Consider the following 25,195-nt stretch of genomic DNA (forward strand, 5'->3'; position numbering starts at 1 on the left):
TAAGTTTAGCCCGTGCTGAGTAGTAGAGACAAAATCTGACTTGTTTACAACACTACGACAAAAAATTTTATACTCAATACTTTTACTGAGTATTCAGCACTCCATAACTACTCTACTACAAAATTTTTATACTCAGCACTCATTACTCAGCATTGAGTTTCGTGAATGGAGAGCCGACATGGAATTAATCAAGCGTATTCTGCGGGTGATTCGCGCTAATCTCAATAGTTTGATCGGTGGTGCAGAAGATCCAGAAAAGATTTTAGAGCAAACTGTCCTAGAGATGCAGGAAAATCTGGTGCAGTTGCGTTCGGGTGTAGCACAAGCGATCGCTACCCAAAAACGCACCCAACGACAGGCGGCGGCTGCCAACTCTCAAACAGAAGAATGGTATCGCCGCGCCCAATTGGCATTACAACAAGGCAATGAACCTCTAGCACGTGAAGCTTTGACTAAGCGCCAAGCTTATAAAGAAACCAGTACAGCCCTCTTTTCTCAGATAGAGCAGCAAAACGATATAGTCGCTAGGCTAAAAAAGGATATGCGATCGCTAGAGTTAAAAATTTCCGAGGCGAAAACAAAAAAAGATATGTATATTGCTCGCGCTCGTTCTGCTGAAGCCTCTTCTCGCCTCCAGGAAATGCTTGGGGGAGTTTCTACTACTAGTAGTCTGAGCGCCTTTGAGCGTATGGAAGAAAAAGTTTTACAAATAGAAGCTCATTCAGAAGCGATCGCTCAACTCGGTAGCGACGACTTGGAAACACAATTTACTTCCTTGGAATCTACTAATAATGTGGATACTGAATTAGCCGCGATGAAGGTGCAGGTTTTAAATCAGGCAGAAAACACACAGCACAACAATCTGCTTACCGAGGAGAAGCAGAACACGGTACAGCCTCCTCAACAGCAGTTACCTAAAACTCAAGACTCTTGAAGTTCGGCTAATTACCCCAGTTTGGAGATATCTTAAGAATTAAGAGTTGTTATAACGTACTGATTCCAACCGGAAAGATTACATTGAAATAGGTAGCTATTAAAAAGTAAAAAAGCTAACTGTCCAGCAAAAAGCGTAAACCAAACAAGGAAAAACAAAGTTATGGGATTATTCGATCGCATTAAGCGAGTAGTTAGTTCTAACCTCAACGACCTGGTTAACAAAGCCGAAGACCCCGAAAAAATGCTAGAACAAGCCATCCTGGAAATGCAGGAAGACTTGGTGCAGCTGCGTCAGGGAGTAGCCCAAGCGATCGCCGCCCAAAAACGCAGTGAGAAACAGTACAATGATGCCCAAAATGAAATCAATAAGTGGCAACGCAATGCCCAACTAGCACTGCAAAAAGGTGATGAGAATTTAGCACGACAAGCTCTAGAGCGCAAAAAAACTTATACTGACACCAGCGCCGCCCTCAAAGCTAGTTTAGATACCCAAAGCACTCAAGTTGAAACCCTCAAGCGCAACTTAATCCAGCTGGAAAGCAAAATTTCTGAAGCTAAAACCAAGAAAGAAATGCTCAAAGCTCGGATAACCACTGCCAAAGCCCAAGAGCAGCTCCAAGGCATGGTGCGTGGGATGAATACCAGCAGTGCAATGTCTGCCTTTGAGCGGATGGAAGAAAAAGTCTTGATGCAAGAAGCCCGGGCCCAGGCACAAGGAGAGTTAGCAGGTGCAGATTTAGAAACCCAATTTGCCCGGTTGGAAGGTAGTAGCGATGTTGATGATGAATTGGCAGCTTTGAAAGCGCAAATGCTACCACCCGCTACTCCAGTAACTCAAGCACAACTTCCACCCCAACAAGAAACCACTCCTGCTAAGTCTAATGAAGTGGTTGATGCCGAGTTGGATTCCCTACGCAAGCAATTGGATCAACTATAAAATTGCCAGAAAACTTATTTGAGCTAGTCCCACGCCTGTTGGTTGTGGGATTTTATATCATTAGTCAATAGTTAACAGTCAAAATAACTATGAATTATTGATTATGGACTATTGACTACTTTGGGATAAAGTATTGTGTGTGCCAACTTTGATCGCCACCGGATGGAGACTGCAATGAGTAAGGCTGTAATCACCATAACTGATGCTGAGTTTGAAACAGAAGTGTTAAAAGCTGAACAGCCTGTATTAGTTTACTTTTGGGCTTCCTGGTGTGGGCCTTGTCAATTGATGTCGCCCATGATTAACTCAGCTGCTAGCAAATATAGTGATCGCCTCAAAGTCGTGAAAATGGAAATTGACCCCAACCCACTCACTGTTAAGCAGTACCAAGTGGAGGGTGTTCCGGCTCTGAGACTATTTCAGGGACAGGAAGTTTTAATTTCGACTGAGGGAGTCATCGGTAAAGATAAGTTACTCGAACTCTTAGATACGCACTTAAATAGTAATTAGTCAATAGTTCATAGTCCATAACTAATGACTAATGACCAATGACAAATGACTAATGACTAATATGCAATTTGCAAAGCGTTTACAACCCCTGCAATCTAATGTATTTGCTGATATGGACAGAGCCAAGGCAATCGCTTTGGCGACTGGACAAGAAGTAATTGATTTGTCGTTGGGGTCTTCTGATTTACCAGTCGAGGCGCACGTCATTGAGGCGATCGCCCAATCTCTCCACGATCGCAGTACCCACGGCTATTTGTTGTTTAACGGTACTCTTGGGTTTCGTGAAGCCGCAGCCAACTGGTATGAACAAAAATTTGGCATCAAAGTAGATCCCCAAACTGAAGTATTACCTCTGATTGGTTCTCAAGAGGGTACAGCCCATTTACCTCTAGCATTGCTCAATCCAGGAGATTTTGCCCTGTTGCTCGATCCAGGTTATCCCTCTCATGCCGGGGGAGTCCACCTAGCCAGTGGTCAAATCTACCCGATGCCATTACGGGCAGAAAACGCTTTTTTACCAGTGTTTGCGGATATTCCCGCCCCAGTTTTGGCCCAGTCTCGGATGATGGTATTAAGTTATCCTCACAATCCCACCTCAGCGATCGCTCCTTTATCTTTCTTCCAAGAAGCTGTCGCCTTCTGTCAACAACACAATCTTGCCTTGGTTCACGATTTCCCCTACGTAGATTTAGTATTTCAGGAAACTGGGGAATGGGCAGATTCTTCTCCCAATCCAAAATCCTTAGTCCCTTCAATTCTGCAAGCCGATCCAGAGAAAAGCGTCTCGATTGAATTTTTCACCCTTTCCAAGTCCTACAATATGGGCGGCTTCCGCATTGGCTACGCCATTGGTAATGCCGAGTTAATTAACGCCTTACGTCAAGTAAAAGCTGCCGTTGATTTTAATCAGTATCGGGGAATTTTAAATGGTGCGATCGCAGCCCTAACTGGCCCTCAAGCTGGGGTAAAATCTGCTGTCGCTATCTTCCAGCAACGCCGTGATGCCTTCATCACTGCTTTACACTCCATTGGCTGGAATGTTCCTACTCCCAAAGCCACAATGTACATCTGGGCAAAATTACCCTCAGCTTGGAGTCAAAACTCCATAGAATTTTGTACCCAGTTAGTTAAACAAACTGGTGTAGCTGCTTCGCCTGGTGCTGGCTTTGGCAAATCTGGGGAAGGGTATGTCCGTTTTGCCTTAGTACATGAGCCACCTTTATTAGAAACTGCTGTGGAAAGAATTGCCCAGTTCCTTTATTAAATTTGTTCTCAAGCTGAACGCCAAAGATTTTTTGCGGCAAAGTCTATGAATACAAGATGCAGCAAAGGCGCACAGCCGTGCGCCTCTATAAATCACGGTTCAGTTAAGAAATTTATCCGTTGAGGCAGGGGCAGAGAAAAAGCTTATCTGAACCCTATTGCCCTATGAATAACCGTATGCTACTGAATTTCAAATATTTTGTCTGTAATTTTTAATATTAGCAATATTTAGAAACCTAAGTAATTAAACGTATAAAAATCTAGAAATATTCTTCATATTTTTATTGATAATCCGAAGTAACTTTACCCAATCAGGTCTTCCCGTCTCTTAAAGTGGGTTTGTACGTTCAGCTACCAAAGATGGCTAACAATGCAGGTGGCGTTTTCAAGCTGCCGTATTGCCAAAAGCCTGTAGTCAAGACAGCCCAAGCCTATAAACGGCAATAGTTTAAAACTTAATTTCCAAACTGACAGAGACTTGAAAACAATGAAAATGACTTTTCAGAAACTTGTAATTGGCGCTTCAATGGCTATTGGTGTGAGCGCGATCGCTACCGTACCAGCACAAGCTGGAACCCTCACCGGCGCTACTATTGCAGGCACAGCAGCAAGTGATTACTTAGTATATGATGTGTCAGGTAACAGCACGGTACTGGTGTCAAATACCCCGATAAACGTCCAAAAAGTCCTAGATGGCAATGCTGCAAACCCCACTGGAAACGTAGAGTTACGAGCTAGTAGTGAGGCGGCAGGTTTTGATTTCAACAAAAACACTACCTTAACGGGGCAAATTGGTGGCCAAAGTATTACCTTAAGCAGCCTGACAGCAACAGATTGGTTTAGTACTGGGTCAGGATTGAGTACAAGCTATGGGGCAAATAACTTTGCAAATACTTGGTTCAACCAATTTTATGATGCAGCTGGTCTAGGAGCAAGTTTTATCCCTCGTAGTCAAGCTTTTACTGCATTTTTAGGCATCAATGGTTTCCAACGCTCTAGCGATCCTAATATCTCTTACGTTAATCAAAATGACACCACTGGCGATATTAAAATTGGGTTAGCAGGTCACTACAATTTAAAAGATTACTATGCGCCTCTGTTAGGAAGCTTGGGTAATCTTCTCAAAAATGGATTTCAAGCTAGTGAAGTTGTTAAAGTTACCTACAACGGCAAGACTAATTTACTTTACAGCTTTTCTGCTACAGAAAGCGGACTAAGCAACAATTCGGGGCCGGGTGCTGATGGCAAGTCTCACAGTGGTAATTATGAAGTCACCATCCAAGGTGTACCTCCCGCAGCAGTCCCAGAACCATCAGTCATGCTGGGTCTGTTGGGTGTAGCTGGTGTCTTTGCTACACAACGCAAATTGAAAAAAGCATCTATTTAAGAAGATTGCAAGTTCAAAATTACAAATAAAAAAGGGAGCTAACAGCTCCTTTTTTTATGAATACTTTTTTCCAGCGATAAGATAATTTGATTTTCTAAGTTATATATCAATACGCTTGGGTTAAGAAAAATTGTAGGTTGGGTGAAGCAAAGCGCAACCCAACAAAGCTATGAAAATGTTGGGTTTCGTTCCTCAAACACCACTTGCTACCCTGCGGGAACGCTAAGAGCTTAGCTTGCTTCTCCGTAGGGGTACAAGTCGGGAAACCGCAAGGGTGCAGTGGCTCCCCAACCTACACAAATTAAGGTTTTTGGCACTAACTGAACTATATTGAGTTATATATTTTTAATAAAATTTACAAAAAATAAATCGTTTATAAGAGCCTATATATTTATGCCCTTACCAACGTATTTATAACAGCAATTTCGTACAGTTGTATTATTTTACCCTCAAATCCACATAAAAACTTTTCTATGAATGGCAAGTAGCCTATTATTGATCCTAGTATTACTTAAGTAATTTTACTCATAAGAATTAGTAACTTGACTTTTTAAAATCAGTCTTTTATTTAATACTATAAATTGTAAAAAGCTCGTAAAGAAAAGCTTAATAATTGATTAATATTGTATTGAATCGTACTATTATTAAGTATTGGAGTACAGTTAAATTTGATTTATTAATATCTTTGACTACATTACATAAGTCAATTTTCTATTAATTTTACAGTTTAAATGTACTACCGTTTTAGTTTATGGTAATAATTGTTGGTTTTTACTTAAGATAATCAGATAATAGGTAGCAATGACAGCACAATTCTTCAATATAGATCAGCCATTGCGCTCACGCAAAGTTAGACGAATTTTGCTAGTTGAAGACCATTATCTTAATAGGTTGTTACTGAGTGACTATCTAAGTTACTGTGGGTACGATGTCCAAAGCTTATCTGAAGGCTCTACTTTTTTCTCTACTATAGATAAATTTAAACCAGATTTAATGTTATTAGATTTAAAGCTACCAGATATTGACGGTTATTCGCTCTTAAAACAAGTCCAGCAAAAACCTGATTTGTCAAAAATACCTATCATTGTGGTTTCCGCTTTTGCTTTTAAAGCAGATCAAGAATTAGCTATGAGTTTAGGCGCACGACGATATTTTGTCAAACCTCTAAAACTCAAGGATCTTATACTTACAATTGAAAAAGAGTTGACTTGTTGCCATAGATAGAGTTTTTTAATTGGCATACCTTTATTCGGCTTTTTGCTCTTCAATGAACTCTTCAACTTGCTGACTAATATGTTGTACAGAAGTGCCAATTGTGAAAATTTTATTTTGTACTTGTGCTAACAGCAAAACTGCGGTTTGCAGCTCATTGAGCGTTTCAGCCATAGCTTCACGGTACTGAGCTTCAAAGTCTTGTAGGTTCATAATTTAACTTTTACCTTAATTATTATCATAGCTATATTTATAATCATATTCGTAAATATAACTTCCTAAATCCGTTAAATCGCTTAATGTTATAAGTTGAATTAATAATCAAAATTGCTGTTTATTGTTAATTAATCTCGCTGCATTTATATAAGCAGATATTTGAATTTTCATTAATTTTAACTAAGAATATATAAAGTTAATAACTCAACAAAATAAAGTTTTGAATAATAAAATTTTATCTCTATTCAAATATTAATTATAGATTCAAAAAGCCAAGTTTTGATTCTGGCAGTAACAGATGGCAACTAAGGTAATAGCTACATAAACTCTTGTCTGCTCCAAAATTGTGATATGTGCAGCAAGGCATCTAGTAAACTGTGATGGAAATTACTTACCTTGATTTCCAAGGGGATTTTACCCCAGGTCTTGTTGGTGGCAGGATTTACACTAGCTCGTAAACCAACCTGGGGGTACTCCATTGGATAACTCGTAGGTAGCCGCAGAAGTATCTATAGACTAAAAATATCTTTACTTTATATTTAATTGATAATTACTCTATGAAATCGGCACGAAAAAAGAATTTTTCTTAAAATAGAGAAAGATTACCTAATTTTGGTTGTGACAATATCTACTCAAATACTACCACTGGTTAAAGAGCCGGAACGACTGGAAAATCGTCTAGCCGAAATTCCACCGGAACCGGGGGTTTATTTCATGCGGGACAACAGCGATCGCATTATATATATAGGTAAGTCACGTAAATTGCGATCGCGTGTTCGTTCCTATTTCCGCGATGGCTACAACAAGACTGAACGCATCGCCACGATGGTTAAGTTGGTGACAGAAATTGAATTCATCGTCACTGATACTGAAGCCGAAGCTTTAGCGCTAGAAGCCAACTTGATTAAGCAGCACCAGCCATACTTTAACGTGCTGCTCAAAGATGATAAAAAATATCCTTATCTCTGCATTACTTGGTCAGAAGATTATCCGCGAATTTTTATTACCCGTAAACGTCAATTCGGCAAAGAAAAAGATAAATTTTACGGGCCTTATACTGATGCTGGTTTATTACGAGAGATTGTCCGTATCTGCAAGCGCATCTTTCCACAGCGACAACGACCTCAACCACTTTTCAAAGACCGTCCGTGCTTAAATTATGATTTAGGGCGTTGTCCGGGTGTGTGCCAAAAGCTGACTTCACCAGAAGAATATCGCAAAATTGTGCAAAAGATCGCGATGGTCTTCCAAGGGCGAACTCAGGAATTGATTGATATTTTGACTCAACAGATGAATACAGCAGCTGAAGACTTGAACTTTGAGTCAGCAGCACGGATTCGCGATCAAATTTCTGGGTTAAAGTCGCTGACTGCTGACCAAAAGGTATCCTTACCAGATGATACAGTTTCACGGGATGCGATCGCACTGGCAGCTAACGAAGAACACGCTTGCATTCAACTATTCCAGATTCGCGCTGGTCAATTGGTAGGGCGTTTGGCTTTTGTGGCTGATGCTCATGCAGAACCAGGAGCTATTTTACAACGAGCTTTAGAGGAACATTACCAAACTGCTGACTCGGTGGAAATACCCTTAGAAATTCTGGTACAGCATGATTTACCAGATAGCGACATATTGGCGGATGTCTTAACTCAACGCAAAGGAAAAAAAGTCACGATTTTGACTCCTTTGCGACAAACTAAGGCAGAATTAATTGAGATGGTAGAGCGAAATGCTCAGTATGAATTGCAAAGAATGCAGAAATTTGGCGATCGCAATCACCAAGCAATGCAAGATTTAGCTACCATTCTCGATTTACCAGATGTACCCCATCGCATCGAAGGTTATGACATTTCCCACATTCAAGGGTCAAATGCTGTAGCTTCCCAAGTTGTGTTTATCGACGGTTTACCCGCTAAACAGCATTATCGCCACTACAAAATTAAAAATCCCACTGTGACGGCGGGACATTCAGATGATTTTGCTAGTCTTGCTGAAGTTATTGGGCGACGCTTCCGTAAGTATGCGGAAGATCCACAGTTGTCACGTTTGGGTAATCCAGATTGGCCTGATTTAATCATGATTGATGGTGGTAAAGGTCAGTTATCTTCAGTTATTGCCGTTTTGCAAGAGATGAATTTATTAGAAGACTTGCGAGTTGTGAGTTTAGCAAAGCAGCGAGAAGAGATTTTTTTACCGGGAGAATCTAAACCTTTGGTAACTGATGCAGAACAACCGGGGGTGCAATTGTTGCGACGGTTACGAGATGAAGCGCATCGGTTTGCAGTGAGTTTCCATCGTCAGCAACGCAGTGATAAATTGAAGCGATCGCGTTTAGATGAAATTCCTGGCTTAGGACATCATCGACAAAAGCAGCTACTAGGGCATTTTCGCTCAGTTGATTATATTCGCCAAGCAACAACCCCACAACTCGCCGAGGTTCCAGGAATTGGGCCGCGTTTAGCTCAAGAAATTTACGATTATTTTCATCCTGCTTGAGGAGACTAATAGCCTGTCAAATTTCAATTTATAGGTAAAAAATTTTGTAGTAAATAATTGAGTGCTTAGACAATAAAATCGCAAAGACGCGATAAATCGCCGTCTCTACAAAGGACTGATTATTGTAAAGACGGCGATTTATCGCTTCTCTTCCCTTAACCGAACTGTATTGGTTCCACTCTCACAGAGGATTCAATTAAGGTTGTCTGCAATAATTCAAGATGTGTAAATACCGTAAATTTACGGTATCTGATAAGTATGCTAATTTTGATTAAATTATTTCACTAGAATTTAACCTCATAAATATTGCTATCAAATATTAACTAAATCTTAAGATAGAATTTTTGTGACTAAAGATACAGTAAATTATTGGTTTTAATTTTTGAATACAAGAACGGCTTTTTTTGTATAAGTCTGAAATCACTATAAATAGGGATCTCTCAAGGTATTCGTCATAGGGATCAGTAAATCACTAAGTGGGATTTAATTAAAAAATAATTTATGTATCTAAAGTAGGAGGGTAAGATCACTTAAATTCTAGGATAATATACAAAGATATCGAGAATTTTTCAAACCTGAAATTTTGTTTAAAATAATCAGCCAATATTAAGGTCGTTTGTTAACTTGGGTCAAACCAAAATTATTGCTACTTTAACTGGCAGTCTTCTCAAATAAAAAATAAATTACAACCAGGGGTTTTAAAATGCAGACAGTACAAAAGATTTACTGCCCAAATTGTGGCTGCCAAGCAGAACGTTATTATATTTCTGATAGTCAATTAACTCGAACACAATGCTCTAGTTGTGACTACTTGATGATTAGTTGTACTCGTACTGGCAAAGTCATTGAGGCTTATGCACCAGGAATTTATGCACAACGCTAGATAATAAAAATTAAAAATTGGAGAATGTTTTCTCTAATTTTTAATAATAAAGTCACTTATGATAAATTCTGAAGACTTTACAAGTTCTTATTCTGTTGTCTAAGTTGTTGCTGTCGGATCTGTTCTTGTAATCTAAATTCTTGCTGTTGTCTAATTTGTTGATCTTGTCTGAGTTGTTGATCTTGTATTCTCAGTTGTTGCTGTCGAGAAAATTCTTGCTGTTGTATTCTCAGTTGGTCTTGTTGTAGTCTAAACTGTTGCTGGCGGAGCATTTCTTGCCGTTGTCGTGTAAATTCTTGCTGTTGTATTGTCTGTTGCTGTTGTAGTAGTTGTGGTTGTTGAAGGTTTAGCCATAGCCATGTTTCCTTCATTCGTTCTTGTGTTTGCTGATTTTGCTCTTCTTGTTGTTGTCTGATTCTTTCTTGCAATGAATCTTGCATCTGGGGATTCGTCTGAATTATTTGGGCATTAGCAGGAAAACTAATCGATAAAGCTTTTGCAAGCACAATCAATAGTAGCCATGCTTTAAATAGCGACAAGTGATTTAACATATAGTTATTTCCTCATTGTTATAGGTTGGATTTAGCGATCGCTAAATCCTTAAAATTTCAACACAATTACCCTATACAAGATAAATACAGGGGCTTGGAATAGTTCACTAAAGCTAATGTTTTATTTACCGTTATGGGTTTGTGCGATACTTACATCTGACTACGCCAACGTACTCAATATTCTTCAGTCCATAACGTTTTCTAAATATCAATGCATTGAGAATAACTTGCTAAATCAAGGTTATATCTAGTGCATTATGTTGATTTTGCATAAAACTCTCGCTTTTCAGATATTCATCACTAATTAAATTATACATTCAAATTTTTTACATGGGTTGTCGGATTTCCGTAATCTATCTACCTGGTACAGTTATAGTTACGAAGCTTTTCAAGTAATTGAACTACACAATTTCCTGTTCTCTATCGCCCGTCGTAGTCTAAATATTTGAAAACTTCTCTAAAAAAAGATTTCAAGCGATTTTACACCATAGATAAACAGAGATAACATCTTAGATATATCTGTGTTTATCTGCGGTTTCATATTCATCCATAGAATTGACTGCAACAAGTTTAATTTTTACTTGCTCTCAATTGTCCGCAAGCAGCATCGGCTTCTAAACCACGAGAATAACGCACACTAACAGCAGTATTTTGTTGCTTAAGGACGTTGACAAATGCTTCAATGCGATCGCGGTTGGGGCGTTTATAGTCTACTTCTTGGATAGGGTTGTAAGGAATCAAATTCACATGACATTGAAATCCTCGCATACATTTTGAAAGTTCTAATGCGTGTTCTGGTAAATCGTTGACACCAGCAAGAAGAACATATTCAAAGGTAACGCGCCGTCCAGTGATTTCTACATATTCTCGACATTCAGCCAGCAAATCTTCTAGAGGATAGGCGCGGGCGCTGGGGATGAGTTTTTCTCGCAGGGATTGGTTGGGTGCGTGTAGACTAACCGCGAGAGTGATTTGCAAATTATTTTGCGCGAACTCACGGATGCGACCGCGAATCCCAACTGTCGATACTGTAAGCGATCGCTGTCCGATACCAATATCTTGATTTAGAGATTTCAAAGCAGCTAGCACATTCTCAGTATTCAACAAGGGTTCACCCAATCCCATGAACACGACATTGCTAACCCGTTGCTGAAAATCTTCTTGCACAGTTAACACCTGATCGATAATTTCATGCCGTGCTAGATTGCGCTTGTAGCCTCCCTTACCAGTAGCGCAGAAATCACACGCCATTGGGCAACCCACCTGAGTAGAGACGCAAACAGTCAGACGGGCTTTTGGGCCTTCTCCCCTTTCTGCAAAGGTGGGGATACCAACAGTTTCAATAATTTGGCCGTCTGTTAATCGTAAAAGATATTTGACTGTGCCATCAGGAGCCACAGAGCGGTAGTGTAAAGTTGAGCGCCCAATGGGGACTTCGGCTACTTCGGCACGCCATTGCTTAGAGAAGACAGAAATATCAGCTAGCGATCGCACTCCCTTATCGTAGATCCATTCATGCAGTTGCTTTCCTCTGTAAGCAGGTTGTCCTTGTTGCTGCACCCAAGTGCTTAACTCCGCCAGAGAAGCACCGAGAAGGGGAGGGATTAATTCTGATTTTTCTGGGTTGTGTGAGTCAACCTGAGATACAAGAGGCGTAGCAGACATAAAAAAATCAAGAGTTGATGTAGGATCTCTATCCTACACCTGCTAGATCGAGTTAGTCTTGACCAAAGAAAACAGGGAATTAACCAAAGGTTGTGCCGTTCCAGCCCCACATTGCACCTTTAGCGTCTGCAAACTCGATGTAAATCCGATTTTTCGGCACACCTAGAGTTTGGTTAATCTGCTGGCAAAAGTCTTGACTCATCGCTGCGGTTTGATCTGGCTTCATCGCGCCAATGCTCTTAATTTCAATGTAGCAAACCGGTTCTGTATTTCCTGCAAAAGTCATAGGGATTTCTGGCTCAAAAGCAGTCATTACATAAGATTCTGGTTTTCCCAAATGTTTCGCTAACTTGGCAGATAGATTTAAAAGCATTGACTCAATTTCAGCTTTTTGAGGAGCAGATGCAGAAGTTTGCACTTTAATTAATGGCATAGTACTGAATTGGGATTTTGGATTTTATTCACACTGTTAAGTTTACCGAACCGTGACCAGATAAGGGGAACAAGAGAAACAAGGGGCAGTTTTTCCAATTCCCAATGCCCAATGCCCAATTCCCAATTCCCAATTCCCAACATTTAGTTATGAGATGAGCGAAACAGGTGATTATGTTCGGGATGATATAAACGCGATCGCCCTTTTGCTGTTGAGAGGGCTGGACTGATTATATAAAGCGTAGTACGAATTAATTCTTCTTTATGAGTACATTCCGCCATTTCATTCAGGGGGACAACCTTAATTTTTTCGTCCGGCCATCCGATACGAAAGCAGATTGCAATGGGGGTTTCGGCTGGATAATGTTCGAGTAGTTTGGCTTGGGCATTTTCGACGTGACGCGCACTCAGATATAGGCAGAGGCTAGCCTGATGTGCTGCGAGAGTAGCTAATTCCTCATTGGCTGGGACTTGTGTACGTCCACTAATACGGGTCAAAATGATGGTCTGGACTAAACCGGGCACAGTTAGTTCTACTTTGAGTTTGGCAGCAGCGGCTTGAAAAGCGCTAATACCAGGTATGACTTCAAAAGGAATATTTGCCTCTGCGAGGAGGTGCATTTGCTCGTGGATGGCGCTGTAGAGACTAGGATCACCAGAATGGAGACGGACTAAAGATTTTTGCTGCGATCGCACCCTATCGATCATAATCGGCAAAATCTCTTCTAAAGTCTGATTCGCAGTTCTAATTATCTCCGCATCTTTTCGGCAAAGTTCTAAAATCTGTTCGGGTATTAGAGAATCAGCAAATAAAATCACATCAGCAACAGCCAGTAGTTTCTGCGCCTTCACCGTCAATAAATCAGGATCTCCAGGGCCTGCTCCGACAATATAAACAGATGGTTCTATAGCATATAGTGTTTTTTTATAACTCAGGTTTTCTGTATATTCACTTTTAAAAGAACCCACGGCAATCCCTCAAAAAACTTTTTTGATATTTATCTCAGTATCTTTCCGGATTCACCCTCTTTCCTTAGTAGAGAGTAATGGTAGATGCACCCTGGTTAAGCCCTAGAAAATATTCTGGGGCATTTTTTATTTTTGGATATCGGGAATTGGGCATTGGGCATTAGTTATTATTCTTTCTTCCTCTGCTTCCCCTGCCCCCTCTGCCTCCCCTGCTCCCTCATCCCCTCATCTCTCCATTCCCCTTGGGAGTAGGCACTACATCGGGTAAAGGGCGTTTGAGTAAGTAAAGCCAAGCTAATCCAACTAATCCAAATAAAATTCCTAGACTGCTGACTACTTGTGCCATTCGTAATGGCCCCAGCATCAAGCTATCAGTACGGAAACCTTCAATCCACAAGCGTCCTAAGCTGTAGGCTGGCCAGTAAACTAAAAACAGAGTGCCTACCTTTAAACGTGGCTTACCGGATAAAGACCGGAAAAACAACGTTATGAGTAGCGTAAACACCATTAAATCCCACAGAGATTCATACAAAAAGGTGGGATGGAAGTAATCGAAACTAGCATATTCTAAAGGACGATGGTCTGGTGGAATATACAGCTTCCAGGGTAAATCAGTAGGATCGCCAAAAGCTTCAGAATTAAAGAAATTGCCCCAACGTCCGATCGCCTGTCCTAAAATCAGCGAAGGTGCTACTAAATCTGCCAGCTGCCAGAAAGAAACCTGCTTGATTTTGGCAAAGATTAACGCAGCCAAAACGCCACCAATAATTGCTCCATGAATGGCAATACCTCCTTCCCAGATAGCAAATATTTTTCCTGGAGTTGGGGCATATTTTGACCATTCAAAGAAAACATAATATAGCCGTGCGCCGGGAATTGCCCCAATCAACAACCAAAAAAACAAATCGCCTAGCAACTCAGGATTAACATTACGGCGCTTTGCCAATTCTTGAGAAAGGATTACGCCAATTAAAACTGCTGTGGCAATCAATAAGCCATACCATCGGATACTTAGTGGCCCTAATTTCACCAGAATAGGTCCTGGAGAAGTAAATTGAAACGCCAAGGGCAAGGTGGAAAAATCCAGTGCCATGAGAAATTACCTAGAAAAGTTTGTTAACTACCCGCGCACTTTGTTAAGTACGGAGTTTTTTACATCTCGAATACTGAAACTACACTTAAAATCCAGCATCCATATTTAGGAGTCTAATTCCTAACGCCTAGTTGAGCATAACTTGTGTCACAAAAACAATTGAGTTTACCATTCTTGCTCAGAGCGCAAGATGGTAGATTTGAATAAGTTACACAAAAGAGTTTCGATATAATCACCTAAACAACTTTGATATATCTAAAATTGTGATTGCTATTTATCCTGGTAGCTTCGACCCCATCACCCTGGGACACCTTGACCTCATTCAGCGCGGTAGTCGCCTGTTTGAGCGGGTAATTGTCGCTGTACTGCGGAACCCAAACAAAACGCCACTTTTTAGCGTGCAGCAACGGTTAGAGCAGATCCGTCTTTCTACACAACATCTACCTAATGTAGAAGTAGACAGTTTTGATGGTCTTACCGTAAACTATGCCCAAATGCGACACGCACAAGTTTTGCTTCGGGGTTTACGGGCTGTGTCAGATTTTGAAGTGGAACTGCAAATGGCTCACACCAATAAAACTCTTTCTACCCAAATAGAAACAGTTTTTCTAGCAACCTCAAATGAGTATAGTTTTTTAAGTAGTAGTGTGGTAAGAGAGATTGCAAGGTTTGGCGGCTCTATCGATCATCTCGTTCCCCCACACATTGCCCTAGATATATACCAATGCTACAATCACAACTCTCCAATGTTGAACCCAATCTCAACGGAAGCAATCCCCCCCCTGAAGAATATGTCGGTGGAGAGGGAAGCATAGATATTCAGCAGGAACTCAACCGCCTAGAGGAAATAGTTCTCTCTAGTCTCAGGATTCCTCTGACGGGACGCACTCTCATTGATGAAGAAAAGCTGCTGGAACAGCTTGATTACATCCGGCTTTCTTTACCATCGCTTTTTCAAGAAGCAGCAGCCATCCTTGAGCAAAAGGATGAAATTCTGCTAGAAGCGGAAGAGTATGGACAGCAGGTTGTTGAGGCCGCACAAGCAAAAAGAGCGCAAATTTTAGCTGAAAGCGATATTATTCACCAGGCTGAACAAGAAGCTGAACAACTGCGGCGACAAGTGCAACAAGAGTGTGAGGGAATAATGCAAGAAACCCTCACCGAGATTGAGCGCAAGCGGTATGCTTGTCAGCAAGAGTTAGAGCTTATGAGACAAACTGCGATCGCTCAGGCTCAAGATATTGAAGATGGTGCCGATCAATATGCTGATGGCATTTTGGGCAATATCGAACAGGATCTCAAAGATATGTTGCGAATTGTCACCAATGGACGACAACAATTGCAAATTGATAACCTCACGCAGCGTAATTCACCTCCTAGCAAAAAAAGATAAAGGCTCTAATAAGAGATGATGAAAAATTCTAAGTTGGGTTTCGCTATTGCTTAACCCAACTATTTTTACTAAGAGATATTTGTTTGGATAACCTACCGAGTAATAGATTTAAAATTTCGGTTTGTAATTAAGCAGGATTTTTAATAAATGCTTACTCTCGCTCAAGTTAATTTTGGATTAAATCTAGCTGGCTTAATTGGAATTATTTATTTTCTTTTGGCAATTGTTTACTTTATTTTAACAGTAGCTTGGCTAGCCCAACGTGGCACTAGGCTTACAAGTTGGGCTTTAGCCCTTTACGTTATTCAAGTGATATTTACACCAATTATAATGTTAATGTGCGGGATGATTTTGTTTTTTCAAGGTTGGCGCTTAGATCCAATTCTTCAGATTGAGCAATTTTTATCTTTGCTATTAATTATTTATTTTGCTATTAAAGATATTCTAATTAATGCAGTTTACAGAAATAGATGATTCTAGCATTGGTAGAATTTTATTACTAATATAATAATCCTAAAATATTCTTGTTCAACCAGATCCCCTACTTCTTTGATAAATTGGGGATCTGGGTGTTGCAAATTGATCAAAAATGCAATTAATACCTGATTACAGGGTGTAAGTAAAATCTTCTACCAGCATACCGGGAACTAAACTACCTCCTAGTTGGCGACTATCATAAGTGCCTACTTCGGGAATAAATTCTTGAAAATCGGTCAAATCTACTAGGTTTTCTCCCCAGAAGCGATAGAGACTTTCATCAAAACGTAGGTTTTCAATGGGAGCAATAATTTCTCCGTTTTCCACCCAAAAACAAGCATAACGGGTCATACCTGTGATTCTACCAGTTTGGCGATCACTCCAATTTAAGTAATGCAAATTTGATAGATACAATCCTGTATCCAATATCGGAAGAATCTGCTCAAATACTAAATTTCCTGAACTGATTTCTGGCGCACGGAGAGTTTCGGAACCATTAGCACCATTGGCAGTTTTTTGATATTCCTTAGCAGTGCGAGAATTAACCAGAGTGTTTACCAAAAGTCCTTTTTCTATTACAGGTAACTCCGGTGCTGCCATTTCTCCCAATTCATTAAATCGGGGTACTAATCCGCGCTGAAAGTTTTCTTTCAAACTAAATGCTGGCGAAAGTTGTTTTTCTTGACGCGATAAAGCGGCTAAAGCACTATTTCCTTGTTGAATATCAGCCTCGCTGATAGCTCCCCAAGAAAGCATTACTAATAAATCTGCAACAGCAGCAGGTGCAAAATAAGTTTTGTATTGTCCTCGTGGCAGTTCTTTACATGGACGAGCAAGCAATTCGAGTTGTTTTTTAGCTTCGCTAATTTTGGCTATATAAGCAGATTTATTCCAATCACTTCCTGCAAATGTGCCCTTAACTGCTTGCCCAGAAGCGGAAAATAGAGAATAATCTAAGGTAAAAGAATCAGTAGCAAACCAGTGTTTTTGACCACTAGAATCACCATAACCTTTAATTACTATTCCTCCAGCATATATACCAGTAAAATCTAATTCGTTAACTTGTTCTAATACACTTGATACTACTGCTTCTTCTACCAATAAATTTCCAGAATGTATTTCACGACTGGTATTAGTTCCTGATGGTAAAACTAGATATGGATCTATGGGTAATAGAATCAGTTCGTCGCGTAGTTCCTGCAAAGCAGAATATGCTAATTGCCAGTCTAGCTCCCAATTTCCAGTAAAGGGAAACTGCCTAACACTACTGCGTTGATCTGCCATCAGAGTCAGTTCAATCCACCCATCAGCGACACAACCAGTTTGTCGCACTTTCGCATGATTAAAACGAGTGAATTGACTCCTTTCACTACTGAGTTTGACAGTGAATTGTTCATTTTCTGCTTTTTTTATAAGCAGAGTTTCAATCAGTTGATTAAAGCTGACTTCTAACGCAGATAATTCCTCAATTTTCATGGATATTAAATATTAGTAGGGAATAAGCAAGGGGAAAGTTAGGAGTTAAGATTTGAATAGTTTTTGAACTCAAAACTCCTAAATAGCTAGGCGTAAATAAATTAAAGATTGTAGTAAGGACTTTAGTCCTTATCATAATTGTTCTGAGCGATAAATCGCTCACTACGAACTAGAATTTTATTTTATATTTAATTATGCCTAACTACTTAAGTACCAACTATTCACTCCTAACTCTTAACTTTTCAACTTCCTCCACCAAAAACTTCGACATTAGCAAATACACAAACAGGGGAACCATGTCCTACCCAAATGGCCTGATTTGGTTCTCCTTTACCACAATAAGGAGTACCATACATTTGCCAGTTTTCAGCATTTCCTACTTGGATTAAGCTATGCCAAAATTCTGGTGTTGTGGCGCGATAGTTGGGATTGCGGAGGGTTTTAGTGAGTTTACCATTTTCAATTAATTTAGCGTACTCACAACCAAATTGGAATTTGTAACGGCGATCGTCAATTGACCAAGATCGGTTAGATTCCATGTAAACGCCGTGTTCTATGCCGCTAATAATGTCTTCAAAGCTAGCGTTTAGAGGCTCTAAATTCAAGTTACCCATGCGATCAATCGCTGGTCGATTCCATGAAGAAGCACGCGCACAGGCTACTCCTGATACACCTGCTCTGGCTTGACTCTCTAGACTGCCCAAACCCCGTTGAAGTACTCCTTCTTTGACCAAATATTCCCGCGTTGCTACAGCACCAGTATCATCAAAGCCATAGCTAGCAAATTCACCAGCCACGGTGGGATCAAAGGTAATATTCATCAGTGGCGAACCATATACTAGGTTGCCAAAATCACTTTTATTAACGAAGCTGCCCCCAGCATAGTTACGCTCATCTCCCAAAATTCGGTCAATTTCTAGGGGATGCCCGACACTTTCATGGATTTGCAGCATCATTTGATCTGGAGCTAAAACTAAATTGGTACGGGTGGTTGGGCATTCTTCTGCTGTCAAGAGTTCTACTGCTTGTTCGCCAATTTGCCGTACCCGATGCCATAAGTTTTCTTGTTTTAATAGTTCGAGTCCGCCTTGGTAACAGTTTGCTTGGGAGCCGTTGTTGCTGCGCTGTTGTACAATTGAGCCATCTTGGGCGGTGGCTCCGTAATGAGTCGCTATAGATAGAATTTTTTGATAAACTTCTGAGCCATTGCTGCTAACAAACCAAGACTCTCTCTCAATGGTGCTAGCACCGGCTATGGTTTGCACAATCTTGTCGTCAACTTTCAGCGTTTGGCAAATACGAACCAGTAAATCGTTGATTTCTCCCGGACTCAAAGCATCAAAAGGTTCAAGGAATGGAGATTTATATTCACCAACGACTTTAGGGCGCTCACTTTCACGAAAGGGATGTATCCACCATTCACTGGCTGCTACTGCCTGTTTATAGGCTGTTTGGGCAGCAGCTTGTAGTGAAGACAGTCCCAGAGAGTTAGTTGCTGCATAACCCAGACAGCCATTGACCAAAACTTCCAGCATGGCTCCAATCGTGAAGGATTTGCCATTTGCCTGGGGTAAGCCGTCACGGACTGAACGGCTTGTAGAAGTCTCCTTTACAGCTCTTATACCGATCCAATCAGCAGGAATGTCGAAACTAGCGATCGCTTTTTTAAGTTCAGACCACATAATTTAAGGAATTGGGAATTGGGAATGGGGAATTGGGAATTGGGAATTGGGAATTGGGAATGGGGAATGGGGAACTTCCCCCCTACTCCCTACTCTCTACTCCTTAATTCCGGTGCCAGCGCGTGCCATCACGGCTATCAATTAGCGTAATACCTTCTGCTTGGAGTTCGTCACGAATGCGATCGCTTTCGGCAAAATTTTTGGCTTTACGCGCTTCTTGCCTTTGCTGAATTTTCGCTTCAATTTCCGCATCGCTTAAACCATTATTTTTGTCAGGTTCTGCTTCTATCTCGGCTTCTAAACCCAAAACTCTAGCCAATGTGACAAGAGTTTGCCATTGATGCTTTAACTTATCTGGAGATGTTTCGGTTTTCCCTTCATGCACAAGAATATGCCCCTCACGGCGCAGTTCTTTAGCTAATTCAAAGAGTACTGTTAATCCTCCAGGAAAATTAAAGTCGTTATTCACAATTTCTTGGAAGCGTTCAATATAGGGATTGGGTACTGGGTATTGGGGATTGGGGATTGGGGATTGGGAAAACTCTTCCTCAGTCCCTAGTCCCCAGTCCCCAGTCCCTAAATCCCAGCCTAGTTTTTTGCCGTATTGGTAGCCAAAGAGTAAACCTTCTTTAATGGTGTGCCAACCGTTGGTTGCTGCGGCGATCGCTTCGTCGGTAAAATCTATGGGTGTGCGATATTGAGCGGTCAGTACGAATAAGCGCACTGCCATCGGGTCAACTCCTCGAGCTAGCAATTCTCTTATAGTGATAAAGTTGCCCAAAGATTTGGACATTTTTTCACCATCTACCTTCACCATGCCGTTATGTAACCAGTAACGCGCTAAGGGTTTTCCTGTCACAGCCTCAGATTGGGCAATTTCATTTTCATGGTGGGGAAAAATTAAGTCAGCACCACCAGTATGAATATCTATCGTATCACCCAGGCGATCGCGCACCATTGCCGAGCATTCTATATGCCATCCCGGACGGCCTGCGCCCCAAGGCGATTCCCAAGCGGGTTCTCCGGGTTTTGCTGCTTTCCACAAGGCAAAATCGAAGGGGTCTTTCTTTTTCTGATATTCTGGATCTTCTATGTTGACGCGATCGCTTTTCCCCGCTTGCATATCTTCTAACTTGCGTCCAGAAAGCTTGCCATACTCAGCAAACTGCCGGACTGCATAATACACATCGCCGTCAGAGGGGTAAGCAAAACCCTTATTTTCCAACTCATGAATTAACCGTTGAATGCCATTCATCGTGTGGGTAGCACGGGGATATTCATCGGCTTCCTTGATTCCTAACCGCGCCATATCCTCAAAATATGCTTTGATAAAGCGATCGGCCACAGCTTCCATTGATGAATTTTCAACACGGGCTCGATTGAGAATCTTGTCATCAATATCAGTAAAATTTTGGATATATCGGACTTCATAACCGATAAACTGGAGGTATCGGCGGATTACATCCCAAACAATGCAAGCTCTAGCATGACCCAAATGGCAGTAGTCGTACACCGTCACGCCGCAGTAATACATCTTAACCTTGCCTGGTTCGACTGTTTCAAACGGTTCTTGACGACGGGTGAGGGTATTGTAGAGTGTTAGGGTCATAACAGAGTAATGCTGAAATAAGGAGATACGTAATAATAGGGTAAAGCAGCTGGGATGACAGTCCAGCATCCCTATGCTAGTGTTTTCTGGACTATCTGCGCTACATTACTATTTTTTGACTATTTGATAACAGCGCTATGCAATCAGCAGTTACACCCGAATCTTCGGCAATGGATACGCCCAAACAAGGAATGCCAGTAACAATTATTACGGGTTTCCTCGGTAGTGGGAAGACGACTTTACTCAATCATATCCTCAACAACCAACAGGGTTTAAAAACCGCTGTTCTTGTGAATGAATTTGGTGAAATTGGCATCGACAACGAGCTAATTGTTTCCACTGGTGAGAACATGGTGGAACTAAATAATGGTTGTATTTGCTGCACTATTAATAATGATTTAGTGGATGCAGTTTACAAAGTTTTAGAACGCCAAGAAAATCTAGATTATCTAGTAGTGGAAACAACTGGATTGGCAGATCCGCTACCAGTAGCTTTAACATTTCTGGGCACAGAATTACGAGATTTAACCCGCTTAGATTCGATTATTACCGTGGTAGACGCGGCGAATTACAGCCTAGATTTATTTAACTCTGAAGCCGCATACAGTCAGATTGCATACGGCGATGTCATTGTGCTGAACAAGGCTGATTTGGTTGATGAAGCCACTTTGAATGAGTTAGAAAAAAAAATTAACGAAGTTAAGGAAGGAGCAAGAATTATTCGCGCTACGCGATCGCAAGTGCCACTTCCTTTAATTTTGAGTGTTGGTCTGTTTGAGTCGGATAAATATTTTGACACAGTGGTGGGTGAACACGATCATCACGATCATCATGAACATCACGATCATCATGACGATCATGAACACTCAACATGCGGTCACGATCATCACGACCATGACCACGATCACCACGATCATCATTCTGACCATTTAGAAAATGATGGTTTTACTTCCATCTCTTTCCAAAGTGACAAGCCTTTTTCTATTAGGAAGTTTCAGTATTTCTTAGATAACCAGCTCCCCTCAAATATCTTCCGAGCCAAGGGGATTATGTGGTTTGATGAAAGTCCGAAGCGTCATATTTTCCACCTTTGCGGTAAACGCTTCACCTTGGATGATGATGAATGGCAAGGTCAATTGAAAAACCAACTAGTGCTGATTGGTCAAAATTTGGATCGTGAGGCTTTAATTAGTCAACTCGAAAACTGTATTTGTCTACCTTCAACCTCTCGCGGTAAAGGGTTTGGGAAATAAAAGTTAGGAGTTAAAAGTTTACTACTCATTCCCAGGTTACACCTGGGAATGAATTCCCAATTACTTTGCCATCTATTAACTTACTATTGCGTTCGCTCCAGTAAGTTAAATCTCTGTCGTAATATTAAACAGAATTTTCTGGGCATCATTTGCCGAACATCCTGGTCTAAAACCGTAGTTTCTAGCATGAAATGTTGCTTCATGTGCTGGTTCTAAAGCAGATTTTGCGATTGCTTGCCAAAGTTGTAAAAAATTTTCCCCCCAGCTAATGCCGTCCCCCCGATGTCTTGGGGGGACTAAGAAGGGTAGCAACAATTTCAAATTCTCACGAATGATTTAGGATTGCTATATACAGATGAAATTGCGCCTTCATCAACTTTTAGTTTCTACCTTTGAAAGAGTTTAGCCATTCTTGAACTTGTTCGCGGGCAATATCGCGCCCTCCAAGACCAAAGGCTAGGGCAATAGCAACTGCGATCGCACCGAGTAAAAGTCCAAAGGCTAAATTCACAATATCACTGGCAACTCCAATCTGTTGCAGTGCCATTGCAGAGACTAAAGCAATAATGGCAATCCGCGCTACTTGTCCCAAAATCTCTGCCTGACGTTCGCCGGAACTGGTAATGATGTTAAAAGCTAGATTTGCTAGGAATAAGCCAATGGCAAATATCACCAATCCCGCCAAAATTCGCCCAAATATAATCACAATACCAGACACTAATGCTGTCAGGGCTGGAATATTCAAGATATTCACCGCCGCCACCGTTGCAAACAGCATGATACCCACTAAGGCAACAATACCTGCAATTTCCGATGGAGTGCGGTTTGGGATATGGGCAGTTGTTGGTTCAGTTGAAATTTCGATGCGTCTAGTGGGTGTTGTCAGACCCAAAATAGTAAAAATGTTGTTAAAGCCTAAATTAGTGAGGATACTTGTAACTAAATCCGCGATAAATCGCCCCACAAAATAGGCAACAATTAAAATTGCCACGGCTGTAAAGATGGCAGGGAGAGCGTTGAGAACCTGTTGCAGCATGGCGATCGCCGGCACTGATATCGCATCAATTCGCAAGGCATTAAGCGCTGCGATCGCTACAGGAATCAAAATCAAAACATAGACAATTGTGCCGAGAATACTCGATAAAGGTTGCACCCCCGCAGCCGCAGATAATCCTAAGCGACTACCTAAATGGTCGATACCAGTTGTCGCCAATAAGTTCGTTACAATCCGCCGTACTACATTAGCGATGAACCAGCCAACTACAGCAATTAAGATCGCCGCTAAAATGTTCGGTAGAATTAGCAGAACTTCTGTAATGAGAGCTTGTACTGGTTGTAAAGCCTGCCTTAGTCCAAGACTATCTAAAACTGGGGCAAGAAACAGTAAAAATATAAACCAATACAGAGCATTAGCAATCGTCTCACTCAGAGACAACTGATTTAGACTGGGTGCGCTGTCTTCTGGTTCTGGATTCAAACGCTCATCCAGATTAAATGCCTGTAATGAGCGCACAGTGATAATCTTCACAATGGTCGCCAAAAACCAGGCGGTTGCCAAAAGGATTCCCGCACCAACCAAATTTGGCAAAAAGCCAATAAGTTGATTGAGAAAATTATTGAGGGGTCGAGAGGCTACTTCCAGATCCAACGTCTGTAAAACAGCTACCGCCGTCAATAGAATAATGCTCCAAAAGACTAAGCTAGAGATTAATTTCTCCACTTGGGGAACATCTTGACGACCCGTTATACCTGCGGCAATGCGATTATCTATGTTTGTGCGCTTGAGGATTCCTTGCGTTACTGCTGCTGCGATCGCAGCAATTAGCCAACCTACTAACAAAATTGCTACTGCCCCCAAGAGACGGGGCGTAAACAGAATTATCTGTTGAACAATACCTTTTACATCAGCGATTCCTTGATTCACTGCTGGTTGTATCGGTTGCAGGCTAGGCGATTGTGCCAAAAATTGCTGCACCCTCATGGGCAAACCAACTTCTATCACCTGAGTTATTCCTTGCCAAGTTGTATTCATGGTTTTCGGGAATTAAGCTTAAGTATTCGCCGCAAACACTGAGTAAGTGTTTTGCCTATCAATTTACCAGTAAACACATACATATATTGATATCAAGAGTAATTTTTGACTGTGTTACCAAATATTTGATTTAATCTACCGGCAATGGCGAATTTTGCGTTACTCTAATTGCAGCAACAGCATCGAAGATGTGGAATGCCTCAAGTTTTAGAACAATCGATTCAAATTAATGCGACAGCTACGGTGGTAGAGCGCTGTATTAGCGATTTAGCTCTCATGCAACGCTGGCTCAACCCCGTCCTCCGTTGCGAACCTGTGGGTGAATTTTGGAGTACTGATGTCGGCAGTAAAAGCCGTTTTATCATTCAAATTCCTCTACTGAAACCTACGTTAAATAGCGTAGTTGTGGAACGACAACCGGGTTTGGTAGTCTGGGAATTTCAGGGATTTTTTCAAGGGCGCGATCGCTGGGAATGTCAACCCACAGAAAAGGGAACGCTTCTATTGAACCGTTTTGAGTTCGATATCCCTAATCCCTTAGTGAGTTGGGGTTTCAACACCTTCGCCGCATCTTGGACAAAAGAAGATATGCAAGCCCAACTCCGCCGCCTAAAACGAGTCGCAGAAAATTTGTAATTGGGCATTGGGCATTGGGCATTGGGCATTGGGGCAGGGAGTAGGGAGTAGGGGGCAAGGGGGAGAATTCAATAATTACCCTCTTTT

General features: G+C 41.2%; 25 protein-coding genes. 13 read left to right on the top strand and 12 right to left on the bottom strand.

Annotation, left to right across the window (positions count from 1 at the left end; translation table 11 throughout):
- Positions 1 to 178: 178 nt before the first annotated feature.
- The 6 genes from H6G86_RS18110 (at position 179) to H6G86_RS18135 (ending at position 6,257) form a co-directional block, all read left to right on the top strand.
- On the top strand, positions 179 to 934 hold the full coding sequence (locus H6G86_RS18110; protein WP_190935482.1) for a PspA/IM30 family protein: 756 nt from the start codon (positions 179 to 181) through the stop codon (positions 932 to 934).
- A 162-nt stretch (positions 935 to 1,096) separates the two neighbouring features.
- Positions 1,097 to 1,873 (top strand): PspA/IM30 family protein, encoded by a 777-nt coding sequence (locus tag H6G86_RS18115; RefSeq protein WP_114081937.1) that lies wholly within the window; start codon positions 1,097 to 1,099, stop codon positions 1,871 to 1,873.
- 174 nt (positions 1,874 to 2,047) lie between these two features.
- A complete protein-coding gene (locus tag H6G86_RS18120; protein ID WP_012410311.1) occupies positions 2,048 to 2,383 on the top strand; it encodes a thioredoxin family protein in 336 nt (111 codons plus the stop codon).
- A gap of 61 nt (positions 2,384 to 2,444) precedes the next feature.
- Positions 2,445 to 3,647, top strand: a complete 1,203-nt coding sequence (locus H6G86_RS18125) for an LL-diaminopimelate aminotransferase (RefSeq protein WP_190935559.1) — start codon at positions 2,445 to 2,447, stop codon at positions 3,645 to 3,647.
- A 486-nt stretch (positions 3,648 to 4,133) separates the two neighbouring features.
- Entirely contained in the window at positions 4,134 to 5,033 is a 900-nt protein-coding gene (locus H6G86_RS18130) for an NF038130 family PEP-CTERM protein (protein ID WP_190935483.1), read from the top strand.
- An 801-nt stretch (positions 5,034 to 5,834) separates the two neighbouring features.
- Entirely contained in the window at positions 5,835 to 6,257 is a 423-nt protein-coding gene (locus H6G86_RS18135; protein ID WP_190935484.1) for a response regulator, read from the top strand.
- Positions 6,258 to 6,278: 21 nt separating this feature from the next.
- On the opposite strand, the gene H6G86_RS18140 is transcribed toward H6G86_RS18135, so the two are convergent.
- A complete protein-coding gene (locus H6G86_RS18140) occupies positions 6,279 to 6,458 on the bottom strand; it encodes a hypothetical protein (protein ID WP_190935485.1) in 180 nt (59 codons plus the stop codon).
- A gap of 320 nt (positions 6,459 to 6,778) precedes the next feature.
- Positions 6,779 to 6,940 (bottom strand): hypothetical protein, encoded by a 162-nt coding sequence (locus H6G86_RS18145; protein ID WP_190935486.1) that lies wholly within the window; start codon positions 6,938 to 6,940, stop codon positions 6,779 to 6,781.
- 139 nt (positions 6,941 to 7,079) lie between these two features.
- Between H6G86_RS18145 and uvrC the strand changes: the two genes are divergently transcribed.
- Together uvrC and H6G86_RS18155 are read left to right on the top strand one after the other, a co-directional pair.
- The gene (uvrC, locus tag H6G86_RS18150; protein ID WP_190935487.1) at positions 7,080 to 8,957 is read left to right on the top strand and encodes an excinuclease ABC subunit UvrC; all 1,878 of its coding nucleotides are present in this window, start codon (positions 7,080 to 7,082) and stop codon (positions 8,955 to 8,957) included.
- 703 nt (positions 8,958 to 9,660) lie between these two features.
- Positions 9,661 to 9,840 (top strand): hypothetical protein, encoded by a 180-nt coding sequence (locus H6G86_RS18155; protein ID WP_012410305.1) that lies wholly within the window; start codon positions 9,661 to 9,663, stop codon positions 9,838 to 9,840.
- A gap of 77 nt (positions 9,841 to 9,917) precedes the next feature.
- Here H6G86_RS18155 and H6G86_RS18160 read toward each other — a convergent pair whose 3' ends face one another.
- The 5 genes from H6G86_RS18160 to lgt form a co-directional block, all read right to left on the bottom strand.
- Positions 9,918 to 10,391: a hypothetical protein gene (locus H6G86_RS18160; RefSeq protein WP_190935488.1), complete on the bottom strand. Its 474-nt coding sequence runs from the start codon at positions 10,389 to 10,391 to the stop codon at positions 9,918 to 9,920.
- 570 nt (positions 10,392 to 10,961) lie between these two features.
- Positions 10,962 to 12,056 (bottom strand): dual-specificity RNA methyltransferase RlmN, encoded by a 1,095-nt coding sequence (rlmN, locus tag H6G86_RS18165; RefSeq protein WP_190935489.1) that lies wholly within the window; start codon positions 12,054 to 12,056, stop codon positions 10,962 to 10,964.
- A gap of 79 nt (positions 12,057 to 12,135) precedes the next feature.
- Entirely contained in the window at positions 12,136 to 12,489 is a 354-nt protein-coding gene (locus H6G86_RS18170; RefSeq protein ID WP_190935490.1) for a phenylpyruvate tautomerase MIF-related protein, read from the bottom strand.
- Between the two features lie 143 nt (positions 12,490 to 12,632).
- Positions 12,633 to 13,424 carry a precorrin-4 C(11)-methyltransferase gene (gene cobM, locus H6G86_RS18175; RefSeq protein WP_190935560.1) on the bottom strand — a complete coding sequence of 264 codons (792 nt, stop codon included), beginning with the start codon at positions 13,422 to 13,424 and terminating at the stop codon, positions 12,633 to 12,635.
- 250 nt (positions 13,425 to 13,674) lie between these two features.
- Positions 13,675 to 14,550: a prolipoprotein diacylglyceryl transferase gene (gene lgt / locus H6G86_RS18180; RefSeq protein ID WP_012410300.1), complete on the bottom strand. Its 876-nt coding sequence runs from the start codon at positions 14,548 to 14,550 to the stop codon at positions 13,675 to 13,677.
- Between the two features lie 263 nt (positions 14,551 to 14,813).
- Here lgt and coaD point away from each other — a divergent pair, with 263 nt between their 5' ends.
- The 3 genes from coaD (at position 14,814) to H6G86_RS18195 (ending at position 16,417) form a co-directional block, all read left to right on the top strand.
- Positions 14,814 to 15,365: a pantetheine-phosphate adenylyltransferase gene (gene coaD / locus H6G86_RS18185; protein ID WP_114081944.1), complete on the top strand. Its 552-nt coding sequence runs from the start codon at positions 14,814 to 14,816 to the stop codon at positions 15,363 to 15,365.
- Complete coding sequence (locus H6G86_RS18190) at positions 15,275 to 15,943, top strand: F0F1 ATP synthase subunit B family protein (protein WP_190935491.1); 669 nt, start codon at positions 15,275 to 15,277, stop codon at positions 15,941 to 15,943. Before coaD ends, H6G86_RS18190 begins: the two co-directional genes overlap by 91 nt.
- Before the next feature lie 147 nt (positions 15,944 to 16,090).
- Complete coding sequence (locus H6G86_RS18195) at positions 16,091 to 16,417, top strand: Ycf66 family protein (RefSeq protein WP_190935492.1); 327 nt, start codon at positions 16,091 to 16,093, stop codon at positions 16,415 to 16,417.
- A 132-nt stretch (positions 16,418 to 16,549) separates the two neighbouring features.
- On the opposite strand, the gene H6G86_RS18200 is transcribed toward H6G86_RS18195, so the two are convergent.
- The 3 genes from H6G86_RS18200 to cysS all read right to left on the bottom strand — a co-directional run bounded on the left by H6G86_RS18200 (position 16,550) and on the right by cysS (position 21,187).
- Complete coding sequence (locus H6G86_RS18200; protein WP_190935493.1) at positions 16,550 to 17,896, bottom strand: TldD/PmbA family protein; 1,347 nt, start codon at positions 17,894 to 17,896, stop codon at positions 16,550 to 16,552.
- Between the two features lie 242 nt (positions 17,897 to 18,138).
- Entirely contained in the window at positions 18,139 to 19,578 is a 1,440-nt protein-coding gene (locus H6G86_RS18205; RefSeq protein ID WP_190935494.1) for a TldD/PmbA family protein, read from the bottom strand.
- A 103-nt stretch (positions 19,579 to 19,681) separates the two neighbouring features.
- Complete coding sequence (cysS, locus tag H6G86_RS18210; RefSeq protein WP_190935495.1) at positions 19,682 to 21,187, bottom strand: cysteine--tRNA ligase; 1,506 nt, start codon at positions 21,185 to 21,187, stop codon at positions 19,682 to 19,684.
- A gap of 137 nt (positions 21,188 to 21,324) precedes the next feature.
- On the opposite strand from cysS, the gene H6G86_RS18215 reads away from it, so the two are divergent.
- Complete coding sequence (locus tag H6G86_RS18215; RefSeq protein ID WP_190935496.1) at positions 21,325 to 22,440, top strand: CobW family GTP-binding protein; 1,116 nt, start codon at positions 21,325 to 21,327, stop codon at positions 22,438 to 22,440.
- Between the two features lie 105 nt (positions 22,441 to 22,545).
- Here H6G86_RS18215 and H6G86_RS40180 read toward each other — a convergent pair whose 3' ends face one another.
- Positions 22,546 to 22,755 (bottom strand): hypothetical protein, encoded by a 210-nt coding sequence (locus tag H6G86_RS40180; RefSeq protein WP_524538510.1) that lies wholly within the window; start codon positions 22,753 to 22,755, stop codon positions 22,546 to 22,548.
- 64 nt (positions 22,756 to 22,819) lie between these two features.
- Positions 22,820 to 24,472 carry a mechanosensitive ion channel gene (locus H6G86_RS18225; RefSeq protein WP_190935497.1) on the bottom strand — a complete coding sequence of 551 codons (1,653 nt, stop codon included), beginning with the start codon at positions 24,470 to 24,472 and terminating at the stop codon, positions 22,820 to 22,822.
- A 195-nt stretch (positions 24,473 to 24,667) separates the two neighbouring features.
- Here H6G86_RS18225 and H6G86_RS18230 point away from each other — a divergent pair, with 195 nt between their 5' ends.
- Positions 24,668 to 25,108 (top strand): SRPBCC family protein, encoded by a 441-nt coding sequence (locus tag H6G86_RS18230; RefSeq protein ID WP_190935498.1) that lies wholly within the window; start codon positions 24,668 to 24,670, stop codon positions 25,106 to 25,108.
- The last annotated feature ends 87 nt before the right edge of the window (positions 25,109 to 25,195 follow it).

It is taken from the genome of Nostoc sp. FACHB-133, from assembly GCF_014698055.1.
GTDB lineage: Bacteria > Cyanobacteriota > Cyanobacteriia > Cyanobacteriales > Nostocaceae > Nostoc.